This window comes from Rubrivivax soli (genome assembly GCF_049810355.1).
Classification (GTDB): Bacteria; Pseudomonadota; Gammaproteobacteria; order Burkholderiales; family Burkholderiaceae_C; genus Rubrivivax.
The window spans coordinates 1945923-1966960 of the sequence record NZ_CP187368.1 but is presented as its reverse complement, the minus strand read 5'-3'; the positions used below and the strand labels follow the sequence as shown (position 1 = coordinate 1966960).

17 protein-coding genes and 1 pseudogene are annotated in these 21038 nt (G+C 73.7%); 12 read left to right on the top strand and 6 right to left on the bottom strand.

What is annotated here, in order from left to right; all coding sequences use genetic code 11:
• Positions 1 to 17 precede the first annotated feature (17 nt).
• Entirely contained in the window at positions 18 to 965 is a 948-nt protein-coding gene (locus ACPOLB_RS09020; RefSeq protein WP_425261000.1) for a helix-turn-helix transcriptional regulator, read from the bottom strand.
• 103 nt (positions 966 to 1068) lie between these two features.
• Between ACPOLB_RS09020 and ACPOLB_RS09015 the strand changes: the two genes are divergently transcribed.
• Genes ACPOLB_RS09015 through ACPOLB_RS09000 form a run of 4 tightly spaced genes read left to right on the top strand, consistent with a single transcriptional unit; the run spans position 1069 to position 5541 of the window.
• On the top strand, positions 1069 to 1536 hold the full coding sequence (locus ACPOLB_RS09015) for a DUF4863 family protein (RefSeq protein WP_425260998.1): 468 nt from the start codon (positions 1069 to 1071) through the stop codon (positions 1534 to 1536).
• Between the two features lie 45 nt (positions 1537 to 1581).
• On the top strand, positions 1582 to 3126 hold the full coding sequence (locus ACPOLB_RS09010; protein ID WP_425260996.1) for a 3,4-dehydroadipyl-CoA semialdehyde dehydrogenase: 1545 nt from the start codon (positions 1582 to 1584) through the stop codon (positions 3124 to 3126).
• Positions 3127 to 3136: 10 nt separating this feature from the next.
• Positions 3137 to 4750 (top strand): benzoate-CoA ligase family protein, encoded by a 1614-nt coding sequence (locus tag ACPOLB_RS09005; RefSeq protein ID WP_425260995.1) that lies wholly within the window; start codon positions 3137 to 3139, stop codon positions 4748 to 4750.
• A complete protein-coding gene (locus tag ACPOLB_RS09000) occupies positions 4747 to 5541 on the top strand; it encodes an alpha/beta fold hydrolase (RefSeq protein WP_425260994.1) in 795 nt (264 codons plus the stop codon). The genes ACPOLB_RS09005 and ACPOLB_RS09000 overlap by 4 nt, the downstream gene beginning before the upstream one ends.
• Before the next feature lie 16 nt (positions 5542 to 5557).
• On the opposite strand, the gene ACPOLB_RS08995 is transcribed toward ACPOLB_RS09000, so the two are convergent.
• Positions 5558 to 7276: a caspase family protein gene (locus tag ACPOLB_RS08995; protein ID WP_425260993.1), complete on the bottom strand. Its 1719-nt coding sequence runs from the start codon at positions 7274 to 7276 to the stop codon at positions 5558 to 5560.
• A complete protein-coding gene (locus tag ACPOLB_RS08990; RefSeq protein WP_425260992.1) occupies positions 7263 to 8825 on the bottom strand; it encodes a CHASE2 domain-containing protein in 1563 nt (520 codons plus the stop codon). The genes ACPOLB_RS08995 and ACPOLB_RS08990 overlap by 14 nt, the downstream gene beginning before the upstream one ends.
• A 109-nt stretch (positions 8826 to 8934) precedes the next feature.
• Between ACPOLB_RS08990 and ACPOLB_RS08985 the strand changes: the two genes are divergently transcribed.
• Complete coding sequence (locus ACPOLB_RS08985; protein ID WP_425260991.1) at positions 8935 to 9627, top strand: TetR/AcrR family transcriptional regulator; 693 nt, start codon at positions 8935 to 8937, stop codon at positions 9625 to 9627.
• Positions 9627 to 10088, top strand: a complete 462-nt coding sequence (locus ACPOLB_RS08980) for a DMT family transporter (RefSeq protein WP_425260990.1) — start codon at positions 9627 to 9629, stop codon at positions 10086 to 10088. The genes ACPOLB_RS08985 and ACPOLB_RS08980 overlap by 1 nt, the downstream gene beginning before the upstream one ends.
• 30 nt (positions 10089 to 10118) lie before the next feature.
• Here ACPOLB_RS08980 and ACPOLB_RS08975 read toward each other — a convergent pair whose 3' ends face one another.
• The gene (locus tag ACPOLB_RS08975; RefSeq protein WP_425260989.1) at positions 10119 to 10979 is read right to left on the bottom strand and encodes a LysR family transcriptional regulator; all 861 of its coding nucleotides are present in this window, start codon (positions 10977 to 10979) and stop codon (positions 10119 to 10121) included.
• 83 nt (positions 10980 to 11062) lie between these two features.
• Here ACPOLB_RS08975 and ACPOLB_RS08970 point away from each other — a divergent pair, with 83 nt between their 5' ends.
• From ACPOLB_RS08970 to ACPOLB_RS08945, 6 genes and pseudogenes are all read left to right on the top strand, one after another.
• The gene (locus tag ACPOLB_RS08970; RefSeq protein ID WP_425261898.1) at positions 11063 to 12142 is read left to right on the top strand and encodes a DMT family transporter; all 1080 of its coding nucleotides are present in this window, start codon (positions 11063 to 11065) and stop codon (positions 12140 to 12142) included.
• Entirely contained in the window at positions 12081 to 13382 is a 1302-nt protein-coding gene (locus tag ACPOLB_RS08965; protein WP_425260987.1) for an alpha-xenorhabdolysin family binary toxin subunit A, read from the top strand. Before ACPOLB_RS08970 ends, ACPOLB_RS08965 begins: the two co-directional genes overlap by 62 nt.
• 17 nt (positions 13383 to 13399) lie before the next feature.
• The gene (locus tag ACPOLB_RS08960) at positions 13400 to 15847 is read left to right on the top strand and encodes a hypothetical protein (protein WP_425260986.1); all 2448 of its coding nucleotides are present in this window, start codon (positions 13400 to 13402) and stop codon (positions 15845 to 15847) included.
• Positions 15844 to 17169, top strand: a complete 1326-nt coding sequence (locus ACPOLB_RS08955; RefSeq protein WP_425260985.1) for a hypothetical protein — start codon at positions 15844 to 15846, stop codon at positions 17167 to 17169. Before ACPOLB_RS08960 ends, ACPOLB_RS08955 begins: the two co-directional genes overlap by 4 nt.
• Positions 17160 to 17618: pseudogene (locus ACPOLB_RS08950) on the top strand (3-oxoadipyl-CoA thiolase); the annotation flags it as partial. The gene ACPOLB_RS08955 and the pseudogene ACPOLB_RS08950, both read left to right, overlap by 10 nt.
• Positions 17619 to 17805: 187 nt before the next feature.
• Positions 17806 to 19131 (top strand): acyl-CoA thioester hydrolase/BAAT C-terminal domain-containing protein, encoded by a 1326-nt coding sequence (locus tag ACPOLB_RS08945; RefSeq protein ID WP_425260983.1) that lies wholly within the window; start codon positions 17806 to 17808, stop codon positions 19129 to 19131.
• Positions 19132 to 19261: 130 nt separating this feature from the next.
• Here ACPOLB_RS08945 and ACPOLB_RS08940 read toward each other — a convergent pair whose 3' ends face one another.
• Positions 19262 to 19660, bottom strand: a complete 399-nt coding sequence (locus ACPOLB_RS08940) for a hypothetical protein (RefSeq protein ID WP_425260982.1) — start codon at positions 19658 to 19660, stop codon at positions 19262 to 19264.
• Between the two features lie 298 nt (positions 19661 to 19958).
• Positions 19959 to 21032, bottom strand: coding sequence for an alkene reductase (locus tag ACPOLB_RS08935; protein WP_425260981.1), 1074 nt, complete (start codon positions 21030 to 21032; stop codon positions 19959 to 19961).
• Positions 21033 to 21038: the final 6 nt, after the last annotated feature.

Genomic DNA, 21038 nt, shown 5'->3' with positions numbered 1-21038 from the left:
TGCGCGTCAGCAGCGTTTCACACCGGCAGCTGCAAGGCCTGCCGCACCGTCTGCCGCAGCGCCACGAAGGTGCCTTCCAGCGGCTGCGCGCTGGTGTCGATGCGGAACTCGGCCTTGGCGTAGAACGGCGCGCGCCCGGCCAGGATGCCCTTCAGGTCTTCCATCGCCTCGCGGCTGGCTGCCATCGGGCGCATGTCGCCCTGGGCGCGCACGCGCTGCATGTGGTGTTCGGGGTCGGCCTGCAGCCACACGGTGGTGCAGTGCGCCAGCAGCAGGTTGAAGGTGGCGGGGTCGGAGACCAGGCCGCCGGGCGTGGCGATCACGGCCTCGGGGTAGATCTGCACCGCTTCCTCCAGCGCGCGGCGCTCGTAGCGGCGGTAGGCGTTGACCCCGTACAGCGCCTGGATCTCGCTGATGCTGCAGCCGGCGAACTTCTCGATCTCGCGGCTCAGCTCCACGAACGGGAACCCCAGGTCGTCGGCCAGCATCTGGCCCAGCGTGGACTTGCCCGCGCCGCGCAGCCCGATCAGCGCCACACGCGAGCTGCGCTCGGCGGTGCCTTCGCCGTGCGCGCCGCCGGTGCCCAGCAGCTCGCCCACGGCCACGCGCACGCGGCGCAGCGTGGCCTCGTCGCGGCGCTCGAGCAGTTCGCGCAGCAGCAGCCATTCGGGCGAGCTGGTGGTGATGTCGCCGATCAGCTCGGCCAGCGTGCACTGCAGCGCCGCCGCCACCTGCAGCAGCACCAGGATCGAGGCGTTGCCGACGCCGTATTCCAGGTTGGCCAGGTGGCGCTCGGAGACGTCGGCGGCGGCCGCCAGCGCCTTGCGCGTCATGCCGCGGCGGCTGCGCAGCGCCCGCACACGCTCGCCCAGCGCCACCAGGAACGGGTGCTTGCTGTCGCCGTCGCTGCCCTCGGCGGCCGGTGGCACTGCGGGTTCGGCCGGATGCAATATAGTGCTTGACATGGTCAGATCGTGGCCATAAAGTGCCTGCAAGCACAATACTGCATCTGCCGCTGGCCCACAACCACGGTGTTGCAGTCGCCGCGATCCAACCCCGGGGCCTGCCATGACGCCGACCGACTTCCGTGCCGATCTCGCGCACCTCACCGCCGCACTCGCCGGGCGGCCGCTCGATGCGGCGCTCGACGAGTGGCTCAACAGCATGCACGGCCCGGGCAGCCCGGTCTTCGAGCGCCTGCGCGCCGGCTGCGAGGCCGGGGTGCGCGACGGCTGGCTGTGCGACCGCGCAGGCGGCGGCATCCGCTACGGCCGCATCTTCAAGCCCGCGCCCGACCTGCACGGCTTCTCGGTGGACGTCGTCGACATGACCGACATCGCCGGCCCGCACCACACGCACCCGAACGGCGAGATCGACCTGGTGCTGCCGATGGACGGCGGCGACGCGCGCTTCGACGGCCGCCCCGCCGGCTGGCTGGTCTGCCCGCCCGGCAGCGCGCACCGGCCCACCGTGACGCAGGGGCGTGCGCTGGTGCTGTACCTGCTGCCCGACGGCGCCATCCACTTCACCCGCTGACCGCGCGCCCAGCCTGCGCGGCGCCAGCCCACCGAGACCCCACCCATGACGACTCTGCTTCCCAACTTCCTCGGCGGCCGCTGGCACAGCGGCTCAGGCACCGGCACGCCGCTGTTCGACCCCGTGCTGGGCGACGAACTGGTGCGTGTGGACGCCACGGGGCTCGACCTGGCCGCCGGCTTCGACTTCGCGCGCAGCTCCGGCGGCGCCGCGCTGCGCGCGCTGACCTACCGCGAGCGCGGCGCGCTGCTGGCCGCGGTGGGCGAGGTGCTGCAACGGCACCGCGACGCGTACTACAGCATCGCCACCGCCAACAGCGGCACCGTGAAGAACGACTCGGCGGTGGACATCGACGGCGGCATCTACACGCTGGGCGTCTACGCGAAGCTGGGCGCGACGCTGGGCGACCGCCGCCACCTGATCGACGGCGACGCCGCACGCCTGGCCAAGGACCCGCTGTTCCAGAGCCAGCACGTGCTGGTGCCCACGCGCGGGCTGGCGCTCTTCATCAATGCCTTCAACTTCCCGAGCTGGGGCCTGTGGGAGAAGGCTGCGCCCGCGCTGCTGTCGGGCGTGCCGGTGGTGGTGAAGCCGGCCACCGCCACGGCCTGGCTGACGCAGCAGATGGTGCGCGACGTGGTCGACGCCGGCGTGCTGCCGCCGGGCGCGCTGTCGGTGGTGTGCGGCAGTTCGGCCGGCCTGCTCGACACGCTGCAGCCCTTCGACGTGCTCAGCTTCACCGGCTCGGCCGAGACGGCGGCGGTGATCCGGTCGCACCCGGCCGTGGCGCAGCGCTCGGTGCGCGTGAACATCGAGGCCGACAGCCTCAACAGCGCCTGGCTGCTGCCGGGCGAGGCGCCGGGCAGCGCAGCCTTCGAACTGCTGGCCAAGGAAGTGGCGCGCGAGATGACGGTGAAGTCGGGCCAGAAGTGCACGGCCATCCGCCGCGTGCTGGTGCCGCAGGACCTGTACGGCCCGATGGCCGAGGCCATCGCGGCGCGGCTCGGCAAGACCACCGTGGGCAACCCGCGCAACGAGAGCGTGCGCATGGGCGCCCTCGTCAGCCGCGCGCAGCTGGCCGCGGTGCGTGACGGGCTGGCCCACCTGCAGGCGCAGGCCGAGACGCTGCACGACGGCGCCACGCACCCGCTGGTCGACGCCGACCCGGCCGTGGCCTGCTGCGTCGGCCCCACGCTGCTGGGCGCGCGCGACCCCGACGCCGCCGACCGCGTGCACGACTGCGAGGTCTTCGGCCCGGTGGCCACGCTGCTGCCGTACCGCGACAGCGCGCACGCGCTGCAGCTGATCCGCCGCGGGCAGGGCTCGCTGGTGGCCTCGGTGGCCGGCAGTGACCCCGCTGCGCTGGCCGCCGCGGCGCTGGAGCTGGCCGACAGCCACGGCCGCGTGCACGTGCTCAGCCCCGACGTGGCCGCGCTGCACACCGGCCACGGCAACGTGATGCCGCAGTCGCTGCACGGCGGCCCCGGCCGCGCCGGCGGCGGCGAGGAACTGGGTGGCGCCCGCGCGCTGAATTTCTACCACCGCCGCAGTGCGGTGCAGGCCAGCACCGCGGTGCTGGCCGGCCTGTGAGGAGACTGCCATGCACCTGCCCCACCACCTGCCCGAGCACATCACCCCGCCGCCCGAGCGCTTCAACTTCGCGGCGCACCTGCTGGCCCTGAACGCGCAGCGCGCGGCCCGGCCCGCCTTCATCGACGACCTGGGCACGCTGACCTACGGTGCGCTCGACGAGCGCGTGCGCCGCATGGCCGCGGCGCTGCGCGCCTTGGGCATCAAGCGCGAAGAGCGTGTGCTGCTGCTGATGCAGGACTGCAACGACTGGCCGGTGGCCTTCCTGGGCGCGATGTACGCGGGCATCGTGCCGGTGGCGGTGAACACGCTGCTGACCGCCGACGACTACGCCTACATGCTGGAACACGCGCGGGCGCAGGCCGTGCTGGTCTCGGGCGCGCTGCTGCCGGCGCTGACGACCGCGATGGTGAAGTCCGACCATGAGGTGGGCAAGGTGGTGGTGTCGCGCCCGGTGGCGCCGCTGCACCCGTCGGAAGTGGAGTTCGAGAGCTTCCTGGCCACGCACGCGCCGCTGGCCCGGCCCGGCGCCACCGGCCGCGACGACCCCGGCTTCTGGCTCTATTCGTCGGGCTCCACCGGCCGCCCCAAGGGCACGGTGCACTCGCACGCCAACCCCTACTGGACGGCCGAGCTGTACGGCCGCGGCGTGCTGGCGCTGCGCGAGAGCGACGTGTGCTTCTCGGCCGCCAAGCTGTTCTTCGCCTACGGCCTGGGCAACGCGCTGACCTTCCCGCTGAGCGTGGGCGCCACCACGGTGCTGATGGCCGAGCGGCCCACGCCCGACGCCACCTTCGCGCGCTGGCTCGGCAACACGAAGGCGCTGGCCGGCGTGCGGCCCACCGTGTTCTACGGCGCGCCCACCGGCTTCGCCGGCATGCTGGCGCACCCGGCGCTGCCCGCGCGAGAAGCCGTCGCGCTGCGGCTCGTGTCGTCGGCCGGCGAGGCGCTGCCGGCGGAGCTGGGCGAGCGCTTCGAGCGCCAGTACGGCGTGCCCATCGTCGACGGCATCGGCTCCACCGAGATGCTGCACATCTTCATCTCCAACCTGCCCGACCGCGTGCGCTACGGCAGCACCGGCTGGCCGGTGCCGGGCTACACCATCGCGCTGCGCGGCGACGACGGCGGGCCTGTGCCCGACGGCGAGCCCGGCGACCTGTACATCCAGGGCCCCAGCGCCGCGATGATGTACTGGGGCAACCGCGAGAAGACCCGCGAGACCTTCCAGGGCGGCTGGACCAAGAGCGGCGACAAGTACATCCGCAACGCCGACGGCAGCTACACCTACGGCGGCCGCAGCGACGACATGCTGAAGGTCAGCGGCATCTACGTCAGCCCCTTCGAGGTCGAGGCCACGCTGGTGCAGCACCCGGCGGTGCTGGAAGCCGCCGTCATCGGCGTGCCCGACGCCGAGGGCCTGACCAAGACCAAGGCCTTCGTGGTGCTCAAGCCCGGCGTGCAGCCGGCCGACGTCGACGAGGCCGCGCTGAAGGCCTTCGTGAAGGAACGCCTCGCGCCCTACAAGTACCCGCGCGCGATCGAGTTCGTGGCCGACCTGCCCAAGACCGCCACCGGCAAGATCCAGCGCTTCAAGCTGCGTGAGCGTGAGGCGGGCGGGCGTTGACGAGCAGCACGGCGTTCGCCGAGATCACCTGGCGCGGCCGGCCGCAGCGCATCGAACACGCCTGGGTCGGCGACCCGGCGGCGCGGCCGCTGGTCGTCTTCCTGCACGAGGGCCTGGGCTCGCTGGCCATGTGGAAGGACTGGCCCGAGCGCCTGTGCCGCGCGGTGGGCGCACGCGGGCTGGTGTATTCGCGCCCGGGCTACGGCCGCTCCACGCCGCGCGCGCCGGGCGAGCGCTGGGCGCCCGACTTCATGCACCGCCAGGCCCACGAGGTGCTGCCGGCCCTGCTGGCTGCACTGCAGGTGGACGCAGGCGCGCAGCCCACCTGGCTGCTGGGCCACAGCGACGGCGGCTCGATCGCGCTGCTGCATGCGGCGCGGCACGGCGCGCGACTCGCGGGCGCCATCGTGATGGCGCCGCACATCCTGGTGGAGGACCTGTCGGTGGCCAGCATCGCGCAGGCGCGCACGGCCTACCTGCAGGGCGACCTGCAACGCGGCCTGGCGAAGTACCACGACGACCCCGACTCGGCCTTCTGGGGCTGGAACGACGTCTGGCTGGACCCGGCCTTCCGCAGCTGGACGATGGAAGACGAGATCGCCCCCATCGGCTGCCCGCTGCTGGCGATCCAGGGCCTGGACGACGTCTACGGCACGCTCGAGCAGATCCGCGGCATCGCGCGCCGCGTGCCGCAGACGCAGCTGCTCGAGCTGCCGGCCTGCGGCCATTCGCCGCACCGCGACCAGCCGCAGGCCGTGATCGACGCGATCGCGGCCTTCATGCGCGGCTGAACGCCGGCGCGGCGCTTCAGTATTCCGCCACCTGTACCACCGCCGAGCCGAAGGCATCGGAGGCCAGCAGCCACTGCAGCTGCGCGCGGCCGCGGGCGTCGGTCAGCGGCTGCGTGAACGGGCCGGCGGTTGCGCCGCTCAACTGCGCCAGGTCGCGCGGCGAGTCGGCCACCATCACCAGCAGCGTGTTGCTGCCCGCCGGTCCGCCGGCGGTGAGCCGCCAGTGCGGGCGTGGCAGCAGCAGCGTCTGACCGGCGGCCACCTGGTTGCGCCCATCGAGCTGGTTGGGGAAGAGCAGCGTCAGTGACTTCCCATCGGTGCCCAGCATCGCGATGTACAGGTGGCCGGCGTGGCTGCTGGTGACGGCCAGGTCCAGCGGGTCGGCGCCGATGCGCAGCCGCTCGCTGGCCAGCCGCACCTCCACGCGGCGCTTGCCGTCGCGCTGGGCGTGGATCTGCTCCAGCACCGACTGCAGCGGCACCACGGCCGGGGCGGGTGCGGCCGCCGGGGGCGCGGCCGTCTCCGCCGTGGCCGCGGCGCCGAACCACGCCGGCACGAAGCCGCGGTTGCCGGAGATGACCAGGTGGTGCGGCGACAGCTGCGGCTGGCCGCGCAGCGCGGCGTCGATGCGGGCCTGCGCGCACTGCACCAGCTCGTCGACGCTGATGGCACCGCTGCCGTCGCTGTCGCGCGCCTCGCCCTGCATGCACTGGCGCAGCGCGGTGGTGGCCAGGCCGCCGCTGGTGGCGTCGTCGAAGCTCACCTCGTCGGGGCGCGACGACGACAGGTGCACCACGTCCTGCCCGCTGACGCCCACCGCGCGCGTGGCCGATTCCCAGCTGCGCGAGCGCACGTTGCTTGGCACTGCGCAAGCCTGCGATGCAGCAGCCGCACTCTTGGGCGCCAGCAGGCCGGGCAGCGCCCGCGTGCCGGTGCGCTGCGCCGCGCCGACGCCGCCCGAGTGGCAGGCGTCGTAGACCACCATCATCTTGTCGGCCTCGGCCGCCAGCGGCTGGATCCACTGCGCGAACTCGCGGTTGCCGATGTCCTGCAGGTCGTAAGGCACCAGGGTCTCGACGCAGCCGCCCTCGGCCGCGTCGTAGTAGCGCGAGCCGTGCCCCGACCAGTAGATGAAGACGCGGTCGCCGCGCCGCACGCGTGCGCCCAGGTCGCGCAGTGCCTGCTGCACGCCGGCGCGTGTGGCGGCTTCGTCGCGCAGCACCGTCATCTGCTCGGGCGGCACCTGCAGCAGGCGCGCCATCGCCATGGCGCTGAGCATGTCGTGCTGCACGCCGGCCAGCGGCGCCACCGGCCGCTGCGGGTCGGCCTGGTACTGACCCAGGCCGATGATCAGCGCGTGGCGGTTGCTGCGCGCGGGCAGCGTGCGCACGCCCAGCGTCACGGCCGCGGCGCCGGGGGCGCGGCGGCCGCTGTCCTGCTGGCTCGCGGCGGCCACCTCGGCGCCGGGCAGCTCCAGCGCCGACGCCCGCACCCAGCCGGCACGCGCGGCGCTGCCGCTGCCGGCCCGCACCTGCGCCCAGCCGCCCTGCATCTGCAGCAGCGTCACGGGCTGCGCCGCCGCCAGCTGCGCGAGCACCGGTGCGGCGGCGGCGCGTTCGGCACGCAGGGGCGCGGCTTGCAGCAGGCGCAGCGATTGCGCGTGTGCCGTCGGGGCCAGCGCGGCCAGGGCCGCGCAGAAGGCCAGCAGCAGGGAACGCCAGTCAGGAAGCAGCATGGTCGGTGCGTGTCGGTGTGAAGGCGTTGGGGGATGCGGAGATGGCCGCCACGCGGTCGTGCAGCGGCGCGGCGCCAGCCGTGAAGACGGTGCACCAGCCGGCCGGCAGCGCGGCCGCCAGCGCGTTGGCCGTGGCGGCGTCGGGCACGGCCCACAGGGTCCACACGCTGTGCAGGCCGCCATGTTCGCCGCTGTCGGCATGGCCGCCGCCCACGCGCAGGCCCAGGCGCGCGGCGGCGTCGAACACGGCCCGCTCCAGTGCTTCGGCGTTCTCGGATGTGCTGCCGCACACCAGGGCCAGGCCCGGCGCCGGTGCGCCGCCGAAGTGCAGCCGGCGCCAGCCGTCGAACACCACCACCAGCGTCAGGAACGCCAGTGCCACGGTGGCGGGCAGGGCCAGGTCCAGGTACAGCCACTCGCTGTGCAGGCTGGCCCAGCCCACGGCCATCAGCAGCAGCGGCAGCGCCCACAGCGCGCGGCGGCTGGCGCCGGCCTGGCCGCGCCGCACCAGCCACCAGGCCAGCGCCAGCGCGGCCACGCCGAGCGCCCAGCGCAGCGCTGCCGGCAGCTCGCGGATCTGGCGCTGGTGCAGCGCGTTGTCGATCAGCGTGGCCAGGATGTCCACGCCCAGGTGCTGCGCCGCCAGCGGCGTGCTCTTGATGTCGTGCAGCGACGAGGCCGAGGCGCCGACCAGCACGATGCGGCCTGCGAGCTGCGGGCAGTCGGCGCGCGGCTGGCCTTCGGCGCAGGCCCAGACCACCGAGAACGGCACGCGCGGGTACTGGTCGGGGGCCGCGCGCCAGACGACCAGGCGGTGCGTGGCGTCGGGTGCTGGCGCGGGGCCGGCCCCGGTGCCCAGGTGCTGCGCCACCGCGGCCGGCATCGAGCGCAGCCACCAGCCGCCGGGCAGCGCCTCGTGCTGTGCGAAGCGGCGGATCTTGCCGTCGGCGTCGAGCTGCGCCGTGTGCGTGCCCAGCCGCGTGCTCTGCAGCATCGCCTGCATGAAGGGCAGCACCGCGGCGATGGTGGGGGCCGGCCCCGCTGCATCGGGCCCCGGCCAGGTCAGCCCCGGCACGTCGCTGGCGCGCAGCGTGCTTTGGCCGTCCAGCGCCGCCGGCAGGCGCAGCACCGGGAAGAAGCCGGCGCTGCCGCTGCGCACGGCGGCTTCCAGCGCGCGGTCGCCGCCTGGGTGCAGGCGGTCGGGGTCGGAGAACAGCACGTCGAAGACCACGGCCGCGGCGCCCTGGCGCTGGGCGTGGTCGAGCACGGTGGCCAGCGTGTCGCGCGGCCAGGGCCAGCGGCCGAACTCGGGGGCCATGTCGGCCAGCGAGCGTTCGTCGATGTCGACGATGACGATGCGCGGGTCGGGCGCGCTGGCCCACAGCCGGTGCTGCTGCAGCTGGTCGTAGGTGGACGCGGCGATGCTGCCCTGCGCCGAGCCGGGGCCGAACGCGGCCCAGGCCGCCCACAGCAGCAGCACCACGGCCGCGACCGCCTGCACGCGCAGCGCCGGCCAGCGCCAGATCTGCCAGGCCCGAGCGGTGGTCATGCGCGCATATCGGCAGCGGCCGGCCGAACTTGACCGGGCAGGGCTGATAATCAGCCGATCATTTGCGTTGTCCGGGGCCGGCGCTGGCGCGTGGTTCCACCCGTTGTCGATGGCTGCCAGCCCGCGTGCATCCCGCAAGACTCCGCCTCCCGCGGCCACGGCGCCGGCCGCCCGACGCCTGGCGCCGGCAGACCGCGAACGGCAGATCGTCGACCAGGCCATCGACCACTTCACGCGGCACGGCTTCGCCGGCAGCACACGCGAGCTGGCGCGCGAGATCGGCGTCACGCAGCCGCTGCTGTACCGCTACTTCCCGAGCAAGCAGGCGCTGATCGACCGGGTCTACGCCGAGGTCTTCCAGTGGAACCCGGCCTGGGACACCGGCCTGGCCGACCGCAGCGTGCCGCTGCAGCAGCGGCTGCACCGCTTCTACGCCGACTACGCGCACACCATCCTGCAGGAGCGCTGGATCCGCATCTTCATCTTCGCCGGCCTGACGCGCGAAGGCATCAACGACACCTACCTGGCCCGGCTGCGCCGCCAGGTCTTCCTGCCGCTGCTGGCAGAGCTGCGCGTGGCCTGCGGCGTGCCCGAGCCGCACGACGCGGCCATGCTGGAGGCCGAGGTCGAGCTGGTGTGGAGCCTGCACGCCAGCATCTTCTACCTGGGCGTGCGCAAGTGGATCTACGGCCTGCGCCTGCCCCGCGACCTCGACGCCGTGGTGCGGCGCCAGGTCGACACCTTCCTGCACGGCGCGCCGGCGGTGCTGCGTGCGTTGCGCCAGGAGACGCCCGATGCGTGATGTGTATGCGTGATGCCGTGTGGATGCTGATGGCCCTGGTGATGGGCGCGGTGCTGCCGCTGCAGGCGATGATCAACGCCAACCTGCGCGCGGGGCTGGCCACCACGGCCACGGTGGCGACGCTGGTGTCGTTTGCCGGCGGCACGCTGGTGCTGGCCGTGGTGGCGCTGCTGCAGCCCGGCGGCCTGCAGCCGCTGGCGGGGCTGGCGCGCCAGCCGGCCTGGACGCTGCTGGGCGGCCCACTCGGCGCGGCCTTCCTGTTCGGCATGACCTTCCTGGCACCGCGGCTGGGCCTGACGGCACTGCTGTCGCTGGTGATCGCGGGGCAGCTGCTGGCCTCCATCGGCATCGACCACGTGGGGCTGGGCGCCATCACCGAGCAGCGCGCCAGCCTGACCAAGCTGGTCGGCGCGCTGCTGGTCGTGGCCGGCGTGGTGGTGCTGAACCTCGACCGGCGCTGAGCCTGCCGCCGGCCCACCCCGGGGTGGTGCTCACGCCCCGGCCTGCCGCAGCGTCTGCACCAGCATGCGGTGCAGGCTGTCCACCGCCTTCGAGCCGGCCGATGCCCTGCTGCGCACGACCGCCACCTGCATCGGCTCCAGCGGCCCCAGCCCGTGCGCCGGGCCCAGCACCTGCAGGTGCGGCGGGGCGCTGCACTGCGTGAGCGCCGCCACGGCCAGCCCGCTCTCCACCGCGGCCAGCTGCCCGGCCAGGCTGGAGCTGTTGTAGACCACCTTGTACGGCCGGCCCTGCAGCGCCAGCGCGTTGATGGCGCTGCGCCGCCCCAGGCTGGCGGCCTCGTACACCGCGATCGGCAACGGGTCGCGGCGCCAGGTGTCGAACTGCGGCGCGCCCACCCAGACCATCGGCTCGTGGAAGAGCAGCGTGCCGCGACGGGCGTGGTCGCGCGACACCAGCGCGAGGTCGAGATCGCCGGCGGCCACGCGCGGGATGAGCGCTGTGGACTGCGCGCAGTCGAGCTGGATCTCGACACCGCCGTGGCGGGGCGCGAACCGCTGCAGCACCGGCGTGAGGTACTTGCTGGCGTAGTCGTCGGGCACGCCCAGCCGCACCAGCCCGGTGATGGGCTCGCGCGCCAGCGCCGCCTGCGCCTCGGCGTGCAGGTCGAGCATGCGCCGGGCATAGCCCAGCAGCACCTGGCCCTGGTGGGTCAGCTGCAGCTGGCGCGGCCCGCGCAGCAGCAGCCGGCACTGCGTGGCGTCCTCCAGCTTCCTGATGTGCATGCTCACCGCCGACTGCGAGCGGTGCACTTCCGGCCCGGCGCCCGACAGCGAGCCCGCGTCCACGGCCGCCACGAAGGACTTCAGCCAGTCGATCTGCAGGTCGCGCATGGATTCGAAAAGCGAATGGCAGTACGGCGAAGTATCCGCTTTCCGGCAGTACGGCCCTGGGGCACAGTGCGCAGCCCATGAGCATGCGCACGGCCCCGGCCGCCCCGTCGCCGGTCCCCGCCGCCTTCCCGGACCCCGGCGGCCTCGACGCGCGCGCCGTGGGCGTGATGGTGCTGCTGTGCCTGACCTGGAGCCTGCAGCAGATCTCGCTGAAGGCCGTGTCGGCGCAGGCCAGCCCGATGCTGATGGTGGCGCTGCGCTCGGGCGTGGCGCTGCTGCTGCTGGCGGCGCTGATGCACCGCCGCGGCGAGGTGCCCGGACGCGCCCGCCTGCGCCCCGGGGCCGTGGTGGGCGCGCTGTTCGCGCTGGAATACCTGCTGGTGGCCGAGGCCCTGCGCCTGACGCACGCGGCCCACGTCGTCGTCTTCCTCTACACCGCGCCGGTGTTCGCGGCGCTGGGCCTGCACCTGCGGCTGCCGGCCGAGCGGCTGGGCGCGGTGGCGTGGGCGGGCATCGCGTGCGCCTTCGGCGGCATCGCGCTGGCGTTCCTGGGCGGCGGTGCCAGCGGGTTCACGGGGGCGCTGGCGGGCGATGCGCTGGCGCTGCTGGCCGGCGCGGCCTGGGGCGCCACCACGGTGGCGATCCGCTGCAGCACGCTGGCGGCGGCGCCGGCCACCGAGACGCTGCTGTACCAGCTGGCCGGGGCCTGCGTGCTGCTGCTGCCGGCGGCCTGGCTCACCGGGCAGTGGCACTTCGACGCCACGCCGCTGGTGTGGGCGCACCTGGGCTTCCAGAGCCTGGTGGTCTCGTTCGCCAGCTTCCTGGCCTGGTGCTGGCTGCTGCGGCGCTACCTGGCGTCGCGGCTGGGCGTGCTGTCGTTCCTGACGCCGCTGTTCGGTGTGGCGCTCGGTGCGCTGCTGCTGGGCGAGCCGCTGCGGCCGCACTTCATCGCCGGCAGCGCGCTCGTGCTGGCAGGCATCGGCATCGTGGCGGGCGGGCCGTCGCTGGCGCGGGGCCTGCAGGGGGCGGTTTGCGCAGCATCAATGCGCGGCGGCACAGGCTGCCTAGCATCGATGGTGCGTGTCACTGCGGGAGCCGCTCATGTCCGATGCCAGCAATGCAAGCGGCGACGCCGAAGCGGCGAGCCCGTTCGACCCGCGTGACGACATCTACAGCGGCATCTCCACCCTGAGCCGCGACGACTGGCTGGAGCTGACGGCCTTCTTCTGCGCGGCCGTGCACGACCACCCGACGACCGAGGCGCTGATGCGCTCGTTCCTGAAGATGGACAAGGCCGACGCGTTCCGCACCGAGTTCGCCGACGGCGTGGCGCTGTTCGTGCAGCTGATGCACTGCGGCGAGAAGTTCCAGTCCGAGGTCGAGGACAAGATGCTCGGGCTGGCCGACGACATCGTGCACTACGAAGACGCGTCGTCGGTGACCTACGAACGCCTGATCGACCTCATCGACCGCTTCGACTTCGACGGCGCCACGGCCGTCACCACGAGCGACGAGCGCTGGCTGCAGCTGGCCGAGGCCTGGCGCTCGGGAACGCCGCAAGGGCGCTCGGACGCACTGCGGCTGCGCTTCCAGACCGCGCTGGACCAGCTGATCGAGGCCGCCGACACGCGCGCCACGCGAGCGCAGGCGCTGCAGCAGGCGATCCTGGCGCCCGACGGCATCCTGGCGACGCTGAAGCAGGTGCAGGCCGACTTCGCGTCGAAGCACCTGGACTTCGAGACCGCCATCGGCAAGGAGAGTGCCGAGATCACCGAGCTGCGCGCGAGCATCGCCACGCTGAACGCGGAGCTCGGCACGCTGCGCAAGAAGGAGCACGACGAGGTGCTGGTGCTCGAGACGTCGCCCGTGTACCTGGTGATCCCGATCTTCGGTTTCCTGATCCTGGCCGGCGTCGACATCGGCGTGGGCGTCGACCTCGCGCACACCCGCGCCAAGATCACCGCCAAGCAGCAGGAGATCGACACCAAGACGGCGAAGATGGCGTCCGACGCGCGCTTCATGGCGTACTACAAGACCACGAACGACCGCGTCGACGACATCGGCAACCGCATCGAGCACAAGGTGCTGCCGCGGCTGAGCACGCTGGGACTGGCCTGGCGGGCCATCGCGTCGGACCTGGGCGCGGTGCGCCACGGTCTCGGCCAGGACGGCGTGGTCGCGCTGCAGGGCGCCAACTGGTTCAACCTGGTCACGGTGCTCAAGACCGCGCGCCGGCGCTGGCAGCGCATCGCGACGCAGGCCGACCGCTTCCGCCGCTTCGGCGGCCCTCCCAAGCGCGTGGACACGGTCGAGGCGCTGATTGCCGCGGCCACGCAGGCGGCGGGGTCGGAGGCACCCGCTGCGCCCGCTGCACCCGCAGCACCCGTGCTGCAGGTCGGCTGAGCCCGGGAGCGCTTGCGATGACCCCCTCGGACCTGCAGGCGCTGGTGCAGCGCCACGCCTCCGATCTGGCCACGGCACCGGTGCTGTCTGCCGCACCGCCTGCACCGGTTGCACCGGATGCACCGGATGTGGCCGCCACGCCGGCGGGCACGGGCGAGGGCGGGCCGCTGGGCGTCGTCACGGCCATCGTCGCCAACCTGACGCAGGTGCTCGACCACGCCGAGCGGTCGCACCTGAACGCCGTCGACGTCTACGCCGACACGCTGCTCGTTCCGGCCGGCTTCGACCGCCGGCTCGACGGCTCGGTGCGGCGCCTCACGATCGCGGCGCGGCGCATCGTCACCGAGGGCAGCGCCAGCCTGCGCATGGTGCATGCCGGCGACGGCGTGCTCAGCGCGGTGCGCCTGTTCGCCGACGAGGTCGACCCGCGGCTGGCCCTGTTCGGCGGGCCCGATGGGCAGCAGGCCTACGACCTGGCCGCACTCGCCGCGCCGGCCGCGGTGCCGCGCTTTCTGAACTTCCGCTGGGACCAGGGCGCGCCGTCGGTGCGCGAGTCGCCCGTGCCCCCGGGTTTGCTGGCCTACGGCGAGCCGCTGCACCAGGTGCTGTCGGCGCTGTACGCGCTGTGCGCGGCGCTGCTGGGGCGGCCCGGCTGCACGGAGCAGGAGCACGCGCTGTGCCGCGAGCTGCTGGGCTGGGTGCTGCGCTGGTCGGGCGTGGACGTGCCGTTCGGCGACCTGATCCGCGCGGCCGGTGCGCTGCGTGCCGTGGTGCCGCAGGCCGACGCAGCCGGCGTGCTGCGCCCGCTGCCGCCGCTGACGGCCGAGCGCAGCATCGCGCTTGCCCGGGCCGATCTGGAAGTGATGGCGGCGCTGGAAGCCGACCTGCGTGCGGTCGAGTCGGGCAGCGACATCGCCCACCTGGCCGGCGGCATCGTCGGCGGATTCGCCGACCGCGACGACGCCGACCTCGAGCGCATCACGGCGCAGGTCCACGAACTCGAGGAGCGGCTGGGCCTGCAGATCGAGGCGCTCGACACGGCGGCGCGCACCCTGCGCCGCGAGGAGTACGAGTCCGACCTGGCGCAGATCGAACTGCAGCTGCAGACGGCCCTGGCACGCATCGACCGCATCGCGATGCTGGTGTTCCAGATCACCGTGGCGGTGGTCGAGGTGGCCGGCAGCGTGGCCGGCCTGTGCGTGGGCGTGCCGCCGAACCCCAACGCCGTCACGGAACAGGGACTGAAGGGCGTGAAGGGCGTCGGCGACATGGTGACGCAGGCCAAGACGCTCGGCCACGACATGCATGGCGTGCTGGACGCGCTGACGGCGATCTCCAAGTCCTGGCTCATCCCGTTCAAGTGGGCCAAGGACAACGCCGACGTGCTGAAGGGATTCGTCGACCCGGCCAAGAGCGTCTGGAAGGCGGTGCTGCCGGTCGTCTCGGGCCCGCTGCACGGGACCGACGCCACGGTGCTCGGCACGCAGCTGGGCACCGCGATGCGCCTGCTGGCGCAGGCGCCCGATGCCGCCGCCGCGCAGGCGGAGTGGACGGCGCTGGAGGTGGACCTGTGCAACCAGCTCGACCTGGTGCTGCAGGACGCCGAAGGCGAGCAGGCGGTGAAGAAGGCAGCCAGCGCCTACAAGACCCGCATCCAGCGCATGGCGGTCTACGGACGGCTGCTCGCCGAGCAGGCCGCGGCCAAGGCTGCGCTGGCACGTGAGCTGGCGGCGCTGAAGCTGGACTACCTGGCCGCCGCCACGAAGAAGCAGCGCCTGGTGACGCTGGCGCAGGCGCTGGCCGGCGACGTCGACCACCGCCAGGTGCTGGCCGCTGAACTGCGGCTGCGCGCCGCCGGCGTGGCACGCGGCTTCTTCGCCAGCTGCTACGGCGCGCGCGCGGCGCAGCGCTACGAGACCGGCGTGGCGCCGATGCGCACGCTGGCCTACGCACCCACGCAGGCCGGCATGGCCCAGGCGCTGGCGCTGCTGCAGGCCGACCACGCTGCGGCCTGCGCCGCCGGCGACCGCAGCGACGGCCGCTTCTTCCGCGAGCTGTGCATCGACGACCCGCGGCAGCTGGCAGCGCTGTCCGCGGGCCAGCCGCTCGCGGTCGAGATCGACCTGCAGACCGTGGCGCTGCTGCGGTTCCGGCACACCCGGCTGACGGTGGTGCGGGCCTGGCTGGAGCTGGCCACGCCGACGTCGCAGGCGGTGGCCGTCTCGCTCGTCAGCGGCAGCGTGTTCCAGGACCGCAGGGCAGGCGGCGCGGAGCGCTACACCACGGCGCCGCTGACGATCCGCTTCGAGCACCGCGGGGCGCGCATCGAGTACGAGCAGACCCTGCACGGCGTGATGCCGACCCCGTTCACGCGCTGGATCGTCGACGTGGTCGAGCCGCGACCGCTGCCGTCGGCGGTGCGCGCGCTGCGCCTGCAGCTCGAAGGACAGGCTCTGGTGCAATGACGCCGTGCCGCGCGCCCCGGCGCTGGCTGCTGGCCGCGTGCCTGCTGGCGGGCGGCGTGCAGGCGCAGGTCTGCCAGGTGGGCACGCTGCCGGCACCGCCGCCGCCGGTGGCCGCGGCGGTGTGGCGCGACGCCGCCGAGTTCGCGTTCCTGGTCGGGCAGGACCTGGCGACCGACCGCGATGCGATGACGCTGGTGCGGCGGCTGCGCACGCAACCCGTCTTCGGTGCGCTGCGGCTGCAGGCCCGGGGCTGGCCGGTGCTGCAGCAGGACCTGCATGCGGCGGCCGACGCCGTGGCCGGCCTGGCGGCGCAGGCGCCGGCGCTGGCCGCACTGTGCGCGGCGCTGGCCGACGAGACGCTCGATCCGGCGCGGCCCTTCGACGCGCCGACGTGGGCCGCCCAGGTCGGCGACGTCGCGGGCCGCATCGATGCCGCGCTCGCGCTGGCCGAGCCCGTGCTGCCGCCATTGCGCACCTATGCCGACCAGCTCACCGCCGTCGCCGTGGCGCCGGCGCAGGCCGGCCTGTTGCCGCCGGACGCGGTGCGCACGGGGCCGGCACCGCAGGCGGTGGCCGAGGGCCTGGGGGCGCTGGCGGCGCAGTGGCGCACGGTGCTGGCGGACCTGCGCCAGGCACGCGCGCTGCTGCCTGCGTCGCCGGAGCGCGGCACCGAGCGCCCGCTGGTGGCGATGACGTCGGCCCTGCACCTGCTGGCGCGCACCGCGGCACAGGCGCGGACGATGGCTTCGGAGCGGCTGAGCCCGGAACAGGCTGCGCGCTATGCGGGCGGCGACTACCTGGACGCGGCGTGCCCGGCGTTCGTGTCCGGGCGGGCGGTGGCGCTGGAGAACCGATGGTGGAGCGCCCGGGTCGGCGGCGCGGCGCTGCTGCGCGTGGGGCAGACACTGCCGCCGGCCCTGCACATCAACGGCAGCACGCCGCCGCCGCTGCAACGCATGATCGTGGCGATGCCGCTGAGCCCGACGCCGTCGCCCGAGCAGCTCGGGGTGTGGCGCGTGCACAAGGCGGGCCCCGGCTACTGGCGCATCGTGCTGGCCAGCGGGGACGCCGCTGCGCCGCAGATCGTGCTGGCGGCCCGGGGCGAGCAGGCGCCGGTCGTCGTCGCCCCGCGCAGCACCGAGGTGGTCGCCAGCGCCGAGTTGTGGCGCTGCGCGGCGGGCGACCGTCCGGACGAGGTCCGCCTCTATACGCTGGCGTCGACCGAGCGCTTCGTGCTCGACACGCGCCCCGACCGGACGCAGGTGGCGATGGGCCCCGCCGGCCAGGGGCCGCGCCAGTCCTGGGCCCTGCTGCCACGCTGAAGGGCGTGGCGCGACCCGACGGGACCGTGACTGCAGCGCGGGCGTCCGGGGTGGACGACGGCGCCTGCGCGCCGCTGCTGGCCGAGGAGACATCTGCTTCGCGCCACGGACATGCGCCGCGCGCGCGCCTGGTCGCCGTGGCGACTGCCGGCGTGCAACCGCGCACCACGGGCATCGGCCCGGCACCGGCCACACGCAAGGTGCCTGCGCCGGCGATTCCGATGCAGGCGGACCTGGACGTGATCACGCTGAACGAGGCCTGCGCAGCGCCAGGCCTGGCCGTGCTGCGTGCGCTGGGGCTGCAAGGCGATGGTCCGCGCGTGAACCCGAACGGCGCCATCGCGCCCGGGCACCCGCCGGGCGCCAGCGGTGCCCGTCGGGTCACCACCGCCGTCGACCCGTTGCCCCGGTGCTGCAGCCGCGTCTGCACCCGGCCGATCGGGGATGGCGGCCGGCACCGACCGACCGCTGCGCATGCGGCCGCCCTCAGACGCTGCGGATCGGCACGGCGTCTGGCGCCATTCCGTCACTGCTGCCATCATCGGTGCCGCCGTCGTCACAGGAGGACCTTCTGCAGTGCAACGCTTGGGATGCGCCGGGCTCCTGCGAGCGGGCCTCCTGCCGGCAGGCCTGTGGGTGGCCACCGCCGTGGGCGCGCCCGCGCTGCATGTCGAGCCCGGTCCGTCCGTCCTCGACGGTGAACCGCTGCATGTCCACATCACGGGGGCCGTTCCCGGCAGCCGGGTCACGCTGACGGCAGAGCGGTGGTTTGCCGCCCTGTCGACGCAGCGAAGGCGGCCGCAGCTGATGCGCTCGGAGGCCGTGTTCATGGCCGACCCGCGCGGCCGCGTCGACCTGCGAACCTCGGCGCCATTGCACGGCAGCTACCAGGGCATCGATCCGCGGGGCCCGTTCTGGTCCATGCTGCCGGTGCCAGGGATCGAGCGCGCGTCGCCGGATGCCGTCGACACGACGCAGGTGGTCCTGCGTCTGCGGGCGGACGGCGCCGTGGCCGAGACTCGCGTGCAGCTGCTGCCGGCACTGCCCGCCGTTCGAGTGCTGCCCGCCGACGGCCTGCCGGGCGCCGTCTTCGCCAGCCTGCCGGGCGCGCGCAAGCGGCCGGCTGTGGTCCTGATCGGCGGCTCCGAAGGCGGCTCGCTGATCACGCAGGCGGCCGGTCCCTTTGCGTCGCACGGCATGGCGGTGCTCGCGCTTCCCGTCTTCTCGCCCCCTGATCGCAGGGGCGCCCGCGAGATACCCGAGCTGCCGGCGGCCTGGGTCGACATGCCGGTCGAGACCTTGAACCGGGCGCGCGACTGGCTTGCGGCCCGACCAGAGGTGGACGCCAGCCGCATCGCCGTGCATGGCACTTCGACGGGCGCGCTGCTGGCGATGCTGGGCGCGGTGCACCTGCCCTGGGTCCGTGCCGTGGTGGCGAACGTGCCGTCCGACGTGGTGTGGGAGGGTTGGGGGCCGGGGGTGCCGGCCGGGCAGCGCTCGATGTTCTCGCTGCGCGGCGACCCGTTGCCGTTCGTGCCGACCGTCGGCTACGACGAGGAGATCCGCGGCCATGAGCGCAACCTGCCGGTGATCGTCCGGCGCGCCTTCGAACGCGGCCGGGCAGCTGACCCGGCGCGCGCCGCGCAGGCACGCATTCCGGTCGAACGCATCACCGTGCCGCTGATGGTCATTGGCGCCCATGACGACCAACTCTGGCCGTCGGGACAGATGGCCCAGAACATCGCCGAGCGGCGGCTCGCGGCCGGCCTCGCGACCGAGACGCTGATCTTCCCGGAAGCCGGGCACCTGTTGTACGACACGGGCTACGCCCCGACGACAGGCTACAACGCGGGGCTGCGCAAGACCGGCGGTACGCCCCAGGCCAACGCCGCTGCGCAGTCCGAGGTCTGGGCAGGAACCATGCGGTTCCTGAAGCGCGTGCTGGCCGTGTCCGAAGAGTGACGTCCGGCGCCGCGCACCCGAGGAGCCCCACCATCCTTCGCCAGCGTGCGCCCATGCCGCGCCGGCGGCGGAGCTCGTCAGCACCACGTGTGCCGCCTTCCGATCCGGCGGCGTCTTGCCCCGGCACGTGTCAACTTCGAGCCACCCAGTCGCGCAGTCGACGGGGCGCGAGCAGGCCGTAGCCCTGCACCAGCAGCGTCTGCAGTTCGTCCCAGTCGGTCGAGGCGTCGATCGACACGCCGACGATGTTGTGGAACCACGGGGGGCGGAAGAAGGGCGCATGCCCGAACCGCGGAGCGTCGACGGCCGGCCGGGGCCCGCGAAACGTCAGCACGCACGAGGATCCATCGGTGCCGGCCGCCTTGGCATAGGCCGGCGGATGGCCCCCTTCGATCATCAACACGTGAGCGAAGGTCTTCCGGGCCACGACCCAGCGAATCCCGCTCCAGGCCGTCTGCTCGCTCGCCTCGGGCAGATCCAGGCACACCAGGCGAAGCCGGTGCAGCGCAGGCTCGGGGACATGTGCCATGCACGAGCCTCAGCGCCGGGGTGGGGCAATGCCGACGCACCGCATCAGCTGTCTTGCCGGTACCAGGGTGCGCCGGCGATGGGGCCCATGCGCACGCGTTCGTCGACGCCCTGGGCCGGCGCCAGTTCCGCTGACGCCGAGCGCGGCCGCCGTGTTGCGCAGTCCGGATGGAACGCGGGCCACCCGTGGCTGGTCGCGGGTCGGCACGATGTGCGACCGCAAGGCGTCGGCGGGCACGCTGGACTCCGGGCCGCGGGTCGGGTCTGCCTGCAGCTGCACGAACAGCCGTTCATCCGGTTCAGGCGTCGTGGCGCGGATAGTCGACATAGCCCTTGCGCCCACCACCGAAGAAGGTGCCGGGGTCGGGTTCGTTGAGGGGCCGGCCTGCGGCCACGCGCTCCGGCAGATCAGGGTTGGCGAGGAAGGCCCGGCCGAAGGCGACCAGGTCGGCATGGCCTTCGTGCAGGATCGCTTCGGCCCGACACGGCGTGTAGCGCCCGGCGACGATCACGGTGCCCCGAAAACGCTGTCGCAGCTCCTGACGGAACGCGATCGGCACGGTCGGCGCATCGTCCCAGTCGGCCTCGGCCATGTGCAGGTAGGCCACCCCCAGTGCATCCAGCCGCTCGGCCGCCAGCAGGATGGTGGGCACGATCTCCGGGTCGGCCACATCCATCAGCGTCACGTGCGGCGACAGGCGCACGCCGACACGCTGCGGACCGATCTCGTCGACCACCGCCTGCGCCACGTCGTGCAGGAAGCGCACGCGCCTGCGCGCGTCGCCGCCGTACTCGTCGCGCCTGAGGTTCGTGGTGGAGCGCAGGAACTGGTCGATCAGATAGCCGTTGGCGCCGTGCAGTTCCACCCCGTCGAAGCCCGCCTGCAGGGCGCGCCGCGCGGCCGTCCGGAAGTCGGCGACGATGCCTGGCACCTCCTCGCGCCGCAGCGGCCGTGGCGTCTCGCATGGGACAAAGCGCTGCGCGCCATCCTGCGGGTCGACGACGAAGACCTGCACGCCGCGCGGCGCCACCGCCGAAGGCGCGACCGGCAACCGACCGCCAGGCTGCAGGAGACGATGCGAGACCCGGCCGACATGCCACAGCTGCGCGAAGATGCGTCCCCCGCGCCGATGCACTGCACGCGTCACCTTCGCCCACCCTTCCAGCTGCTCGCGGGTGTGCAAGCCGGGCGTGCGCGCGTAGCCCTTCCCCTGGGCCGAGATCTGCGTGCCCTCGGTGATGATCAGTGCGGCACCTGCGCGCTGTGCGTAGTAGCAGGCGTTGAGCGCGGACGGCACGTCCCCGGGCTGCGACGCCCGCGAACGCGTCATCGGTGCCATGACCATGCGGTGCGGCAACTGCAGGGCACCCATCCGGTG

What these genes read in the sequence shown, in the direction of transcription:
- ACPOLB_RS09020 (WP_425261000.1), bottom strand. Translation starts at nt 965, where the DNA reads ATGTCAAGCACTATATTGCATCCGGCCGAACCCGCAGTGCCACCGGCC.
- ACPOLB_RS09015 (WP_425260998.1), top strand. Translation starts at nt 1,069, where the DNA reads ATGACGCCGACCGACTTCCGTGCCGATCTCGCGCACCTCACCGCCGCA.
- ACPOLB_RS09010 (WP_425260996.1), top strand. Translation starts at nt 1,582, where the DNA reads ATGACGACTCTGCTTCCCAACTTCCTCGGCGGCCGCTGGCACAGCGGC.
- ACPOLB_RS09005 (WP_425260995.1), top strand. Translation starts at nt 3,137, where the DNA reads ATGCACCTGCCCCACCACCTGCCCGAGCACATCACCCCGCCGCCCGAG.
- ACPOLB_RS08995 (WP_425260993.1), bottom strand. Translation starts at nt 7,276, where the DNA reads ATGCTGCTTCCTGACTGGCGTTCCCTGCTGCTGGCCTTCTGCGCGGCC.
- ACPOLB_RS08990 (WP_425260992.1), bottom strand. Translation starts at nt 8,825, where the DNA reads ATGACCACCGCTCGGGCCTGGCAGATCTGGCGCTGGCCGGCGCTGCGC.
- ACPOLB_RS08985 (WP_425260991.1), top strand. Translation starts at nt 8,935, where the DNA reads ATGGCTGCCAGCCCGCGTGCATCCCGCAAGACTCCGCCTCCCGCGGCC.
- ACPOLB_RS08980 (WP_425260990.1), top strand. Translation starts at nt 9,627, where the DNA reads ATGTGTATGCGTGATGCCGTGTGGATGCTGATGGCCCTGGTGATGGGC.
- ACPOLB_RS08975 (WP_425260989.1), bottom strand. Translation starts at nt 10,979, where the DNA reads ATGCGCGACCTGCAGATCGACTGGCTGAAGTCCTTCGTGGCGGCCGTG.
- ACPOLB_RS08970 (WP_425261898.1), top strand. Translation starts at nt 11,063, where the DNA reads ATGCGCACGGCCCCGGCCGCCCCGTCGCCGGTCCCCGCCGCCTTCCCG.
- ACPOLB_RS08965 (WP_425260987.1), top strand. Translation starts at nt 12,081, where the DNA reads ATGTCCGATGCCAGCAATGCAAGCGGCGACGCCGAAGCGGCGAGCCCG.
- ACPOLB_RS08960 (WP_425260986.1), top strand. Translation starts at nt 13,400, where the DNA reads ATGACCCCCTCGGACCTGCAGGCGCTGGTGCAGCGCCACGCCTCCGAT.
- ACPOLB_RS08955 (WP_425260985.1), top strand. Translation starts at nt 15,844, where the DNA reads ATGACGCCGTGCCGCGCGCCCCGGCGCTGGCTGCTGGCCGCGTGCCTG.
- ACPOLB_RS08940 (WP_425260982.1), bottom strand. Translation starts at nt 19,660, where the DNA reads ATGGCACATGTCCCCGAGCCTGCGCTGCACCGGCTTCGCCTGGTGTGC.
- ACPOLB_RS08935 (WP_425260981.1), bottom strand. Translation starts at nt 21,032, where the DNA reads ATGGGTGCCCTGCAGTTGCCGCACCGCATGGTCATGGCACCGATGACG.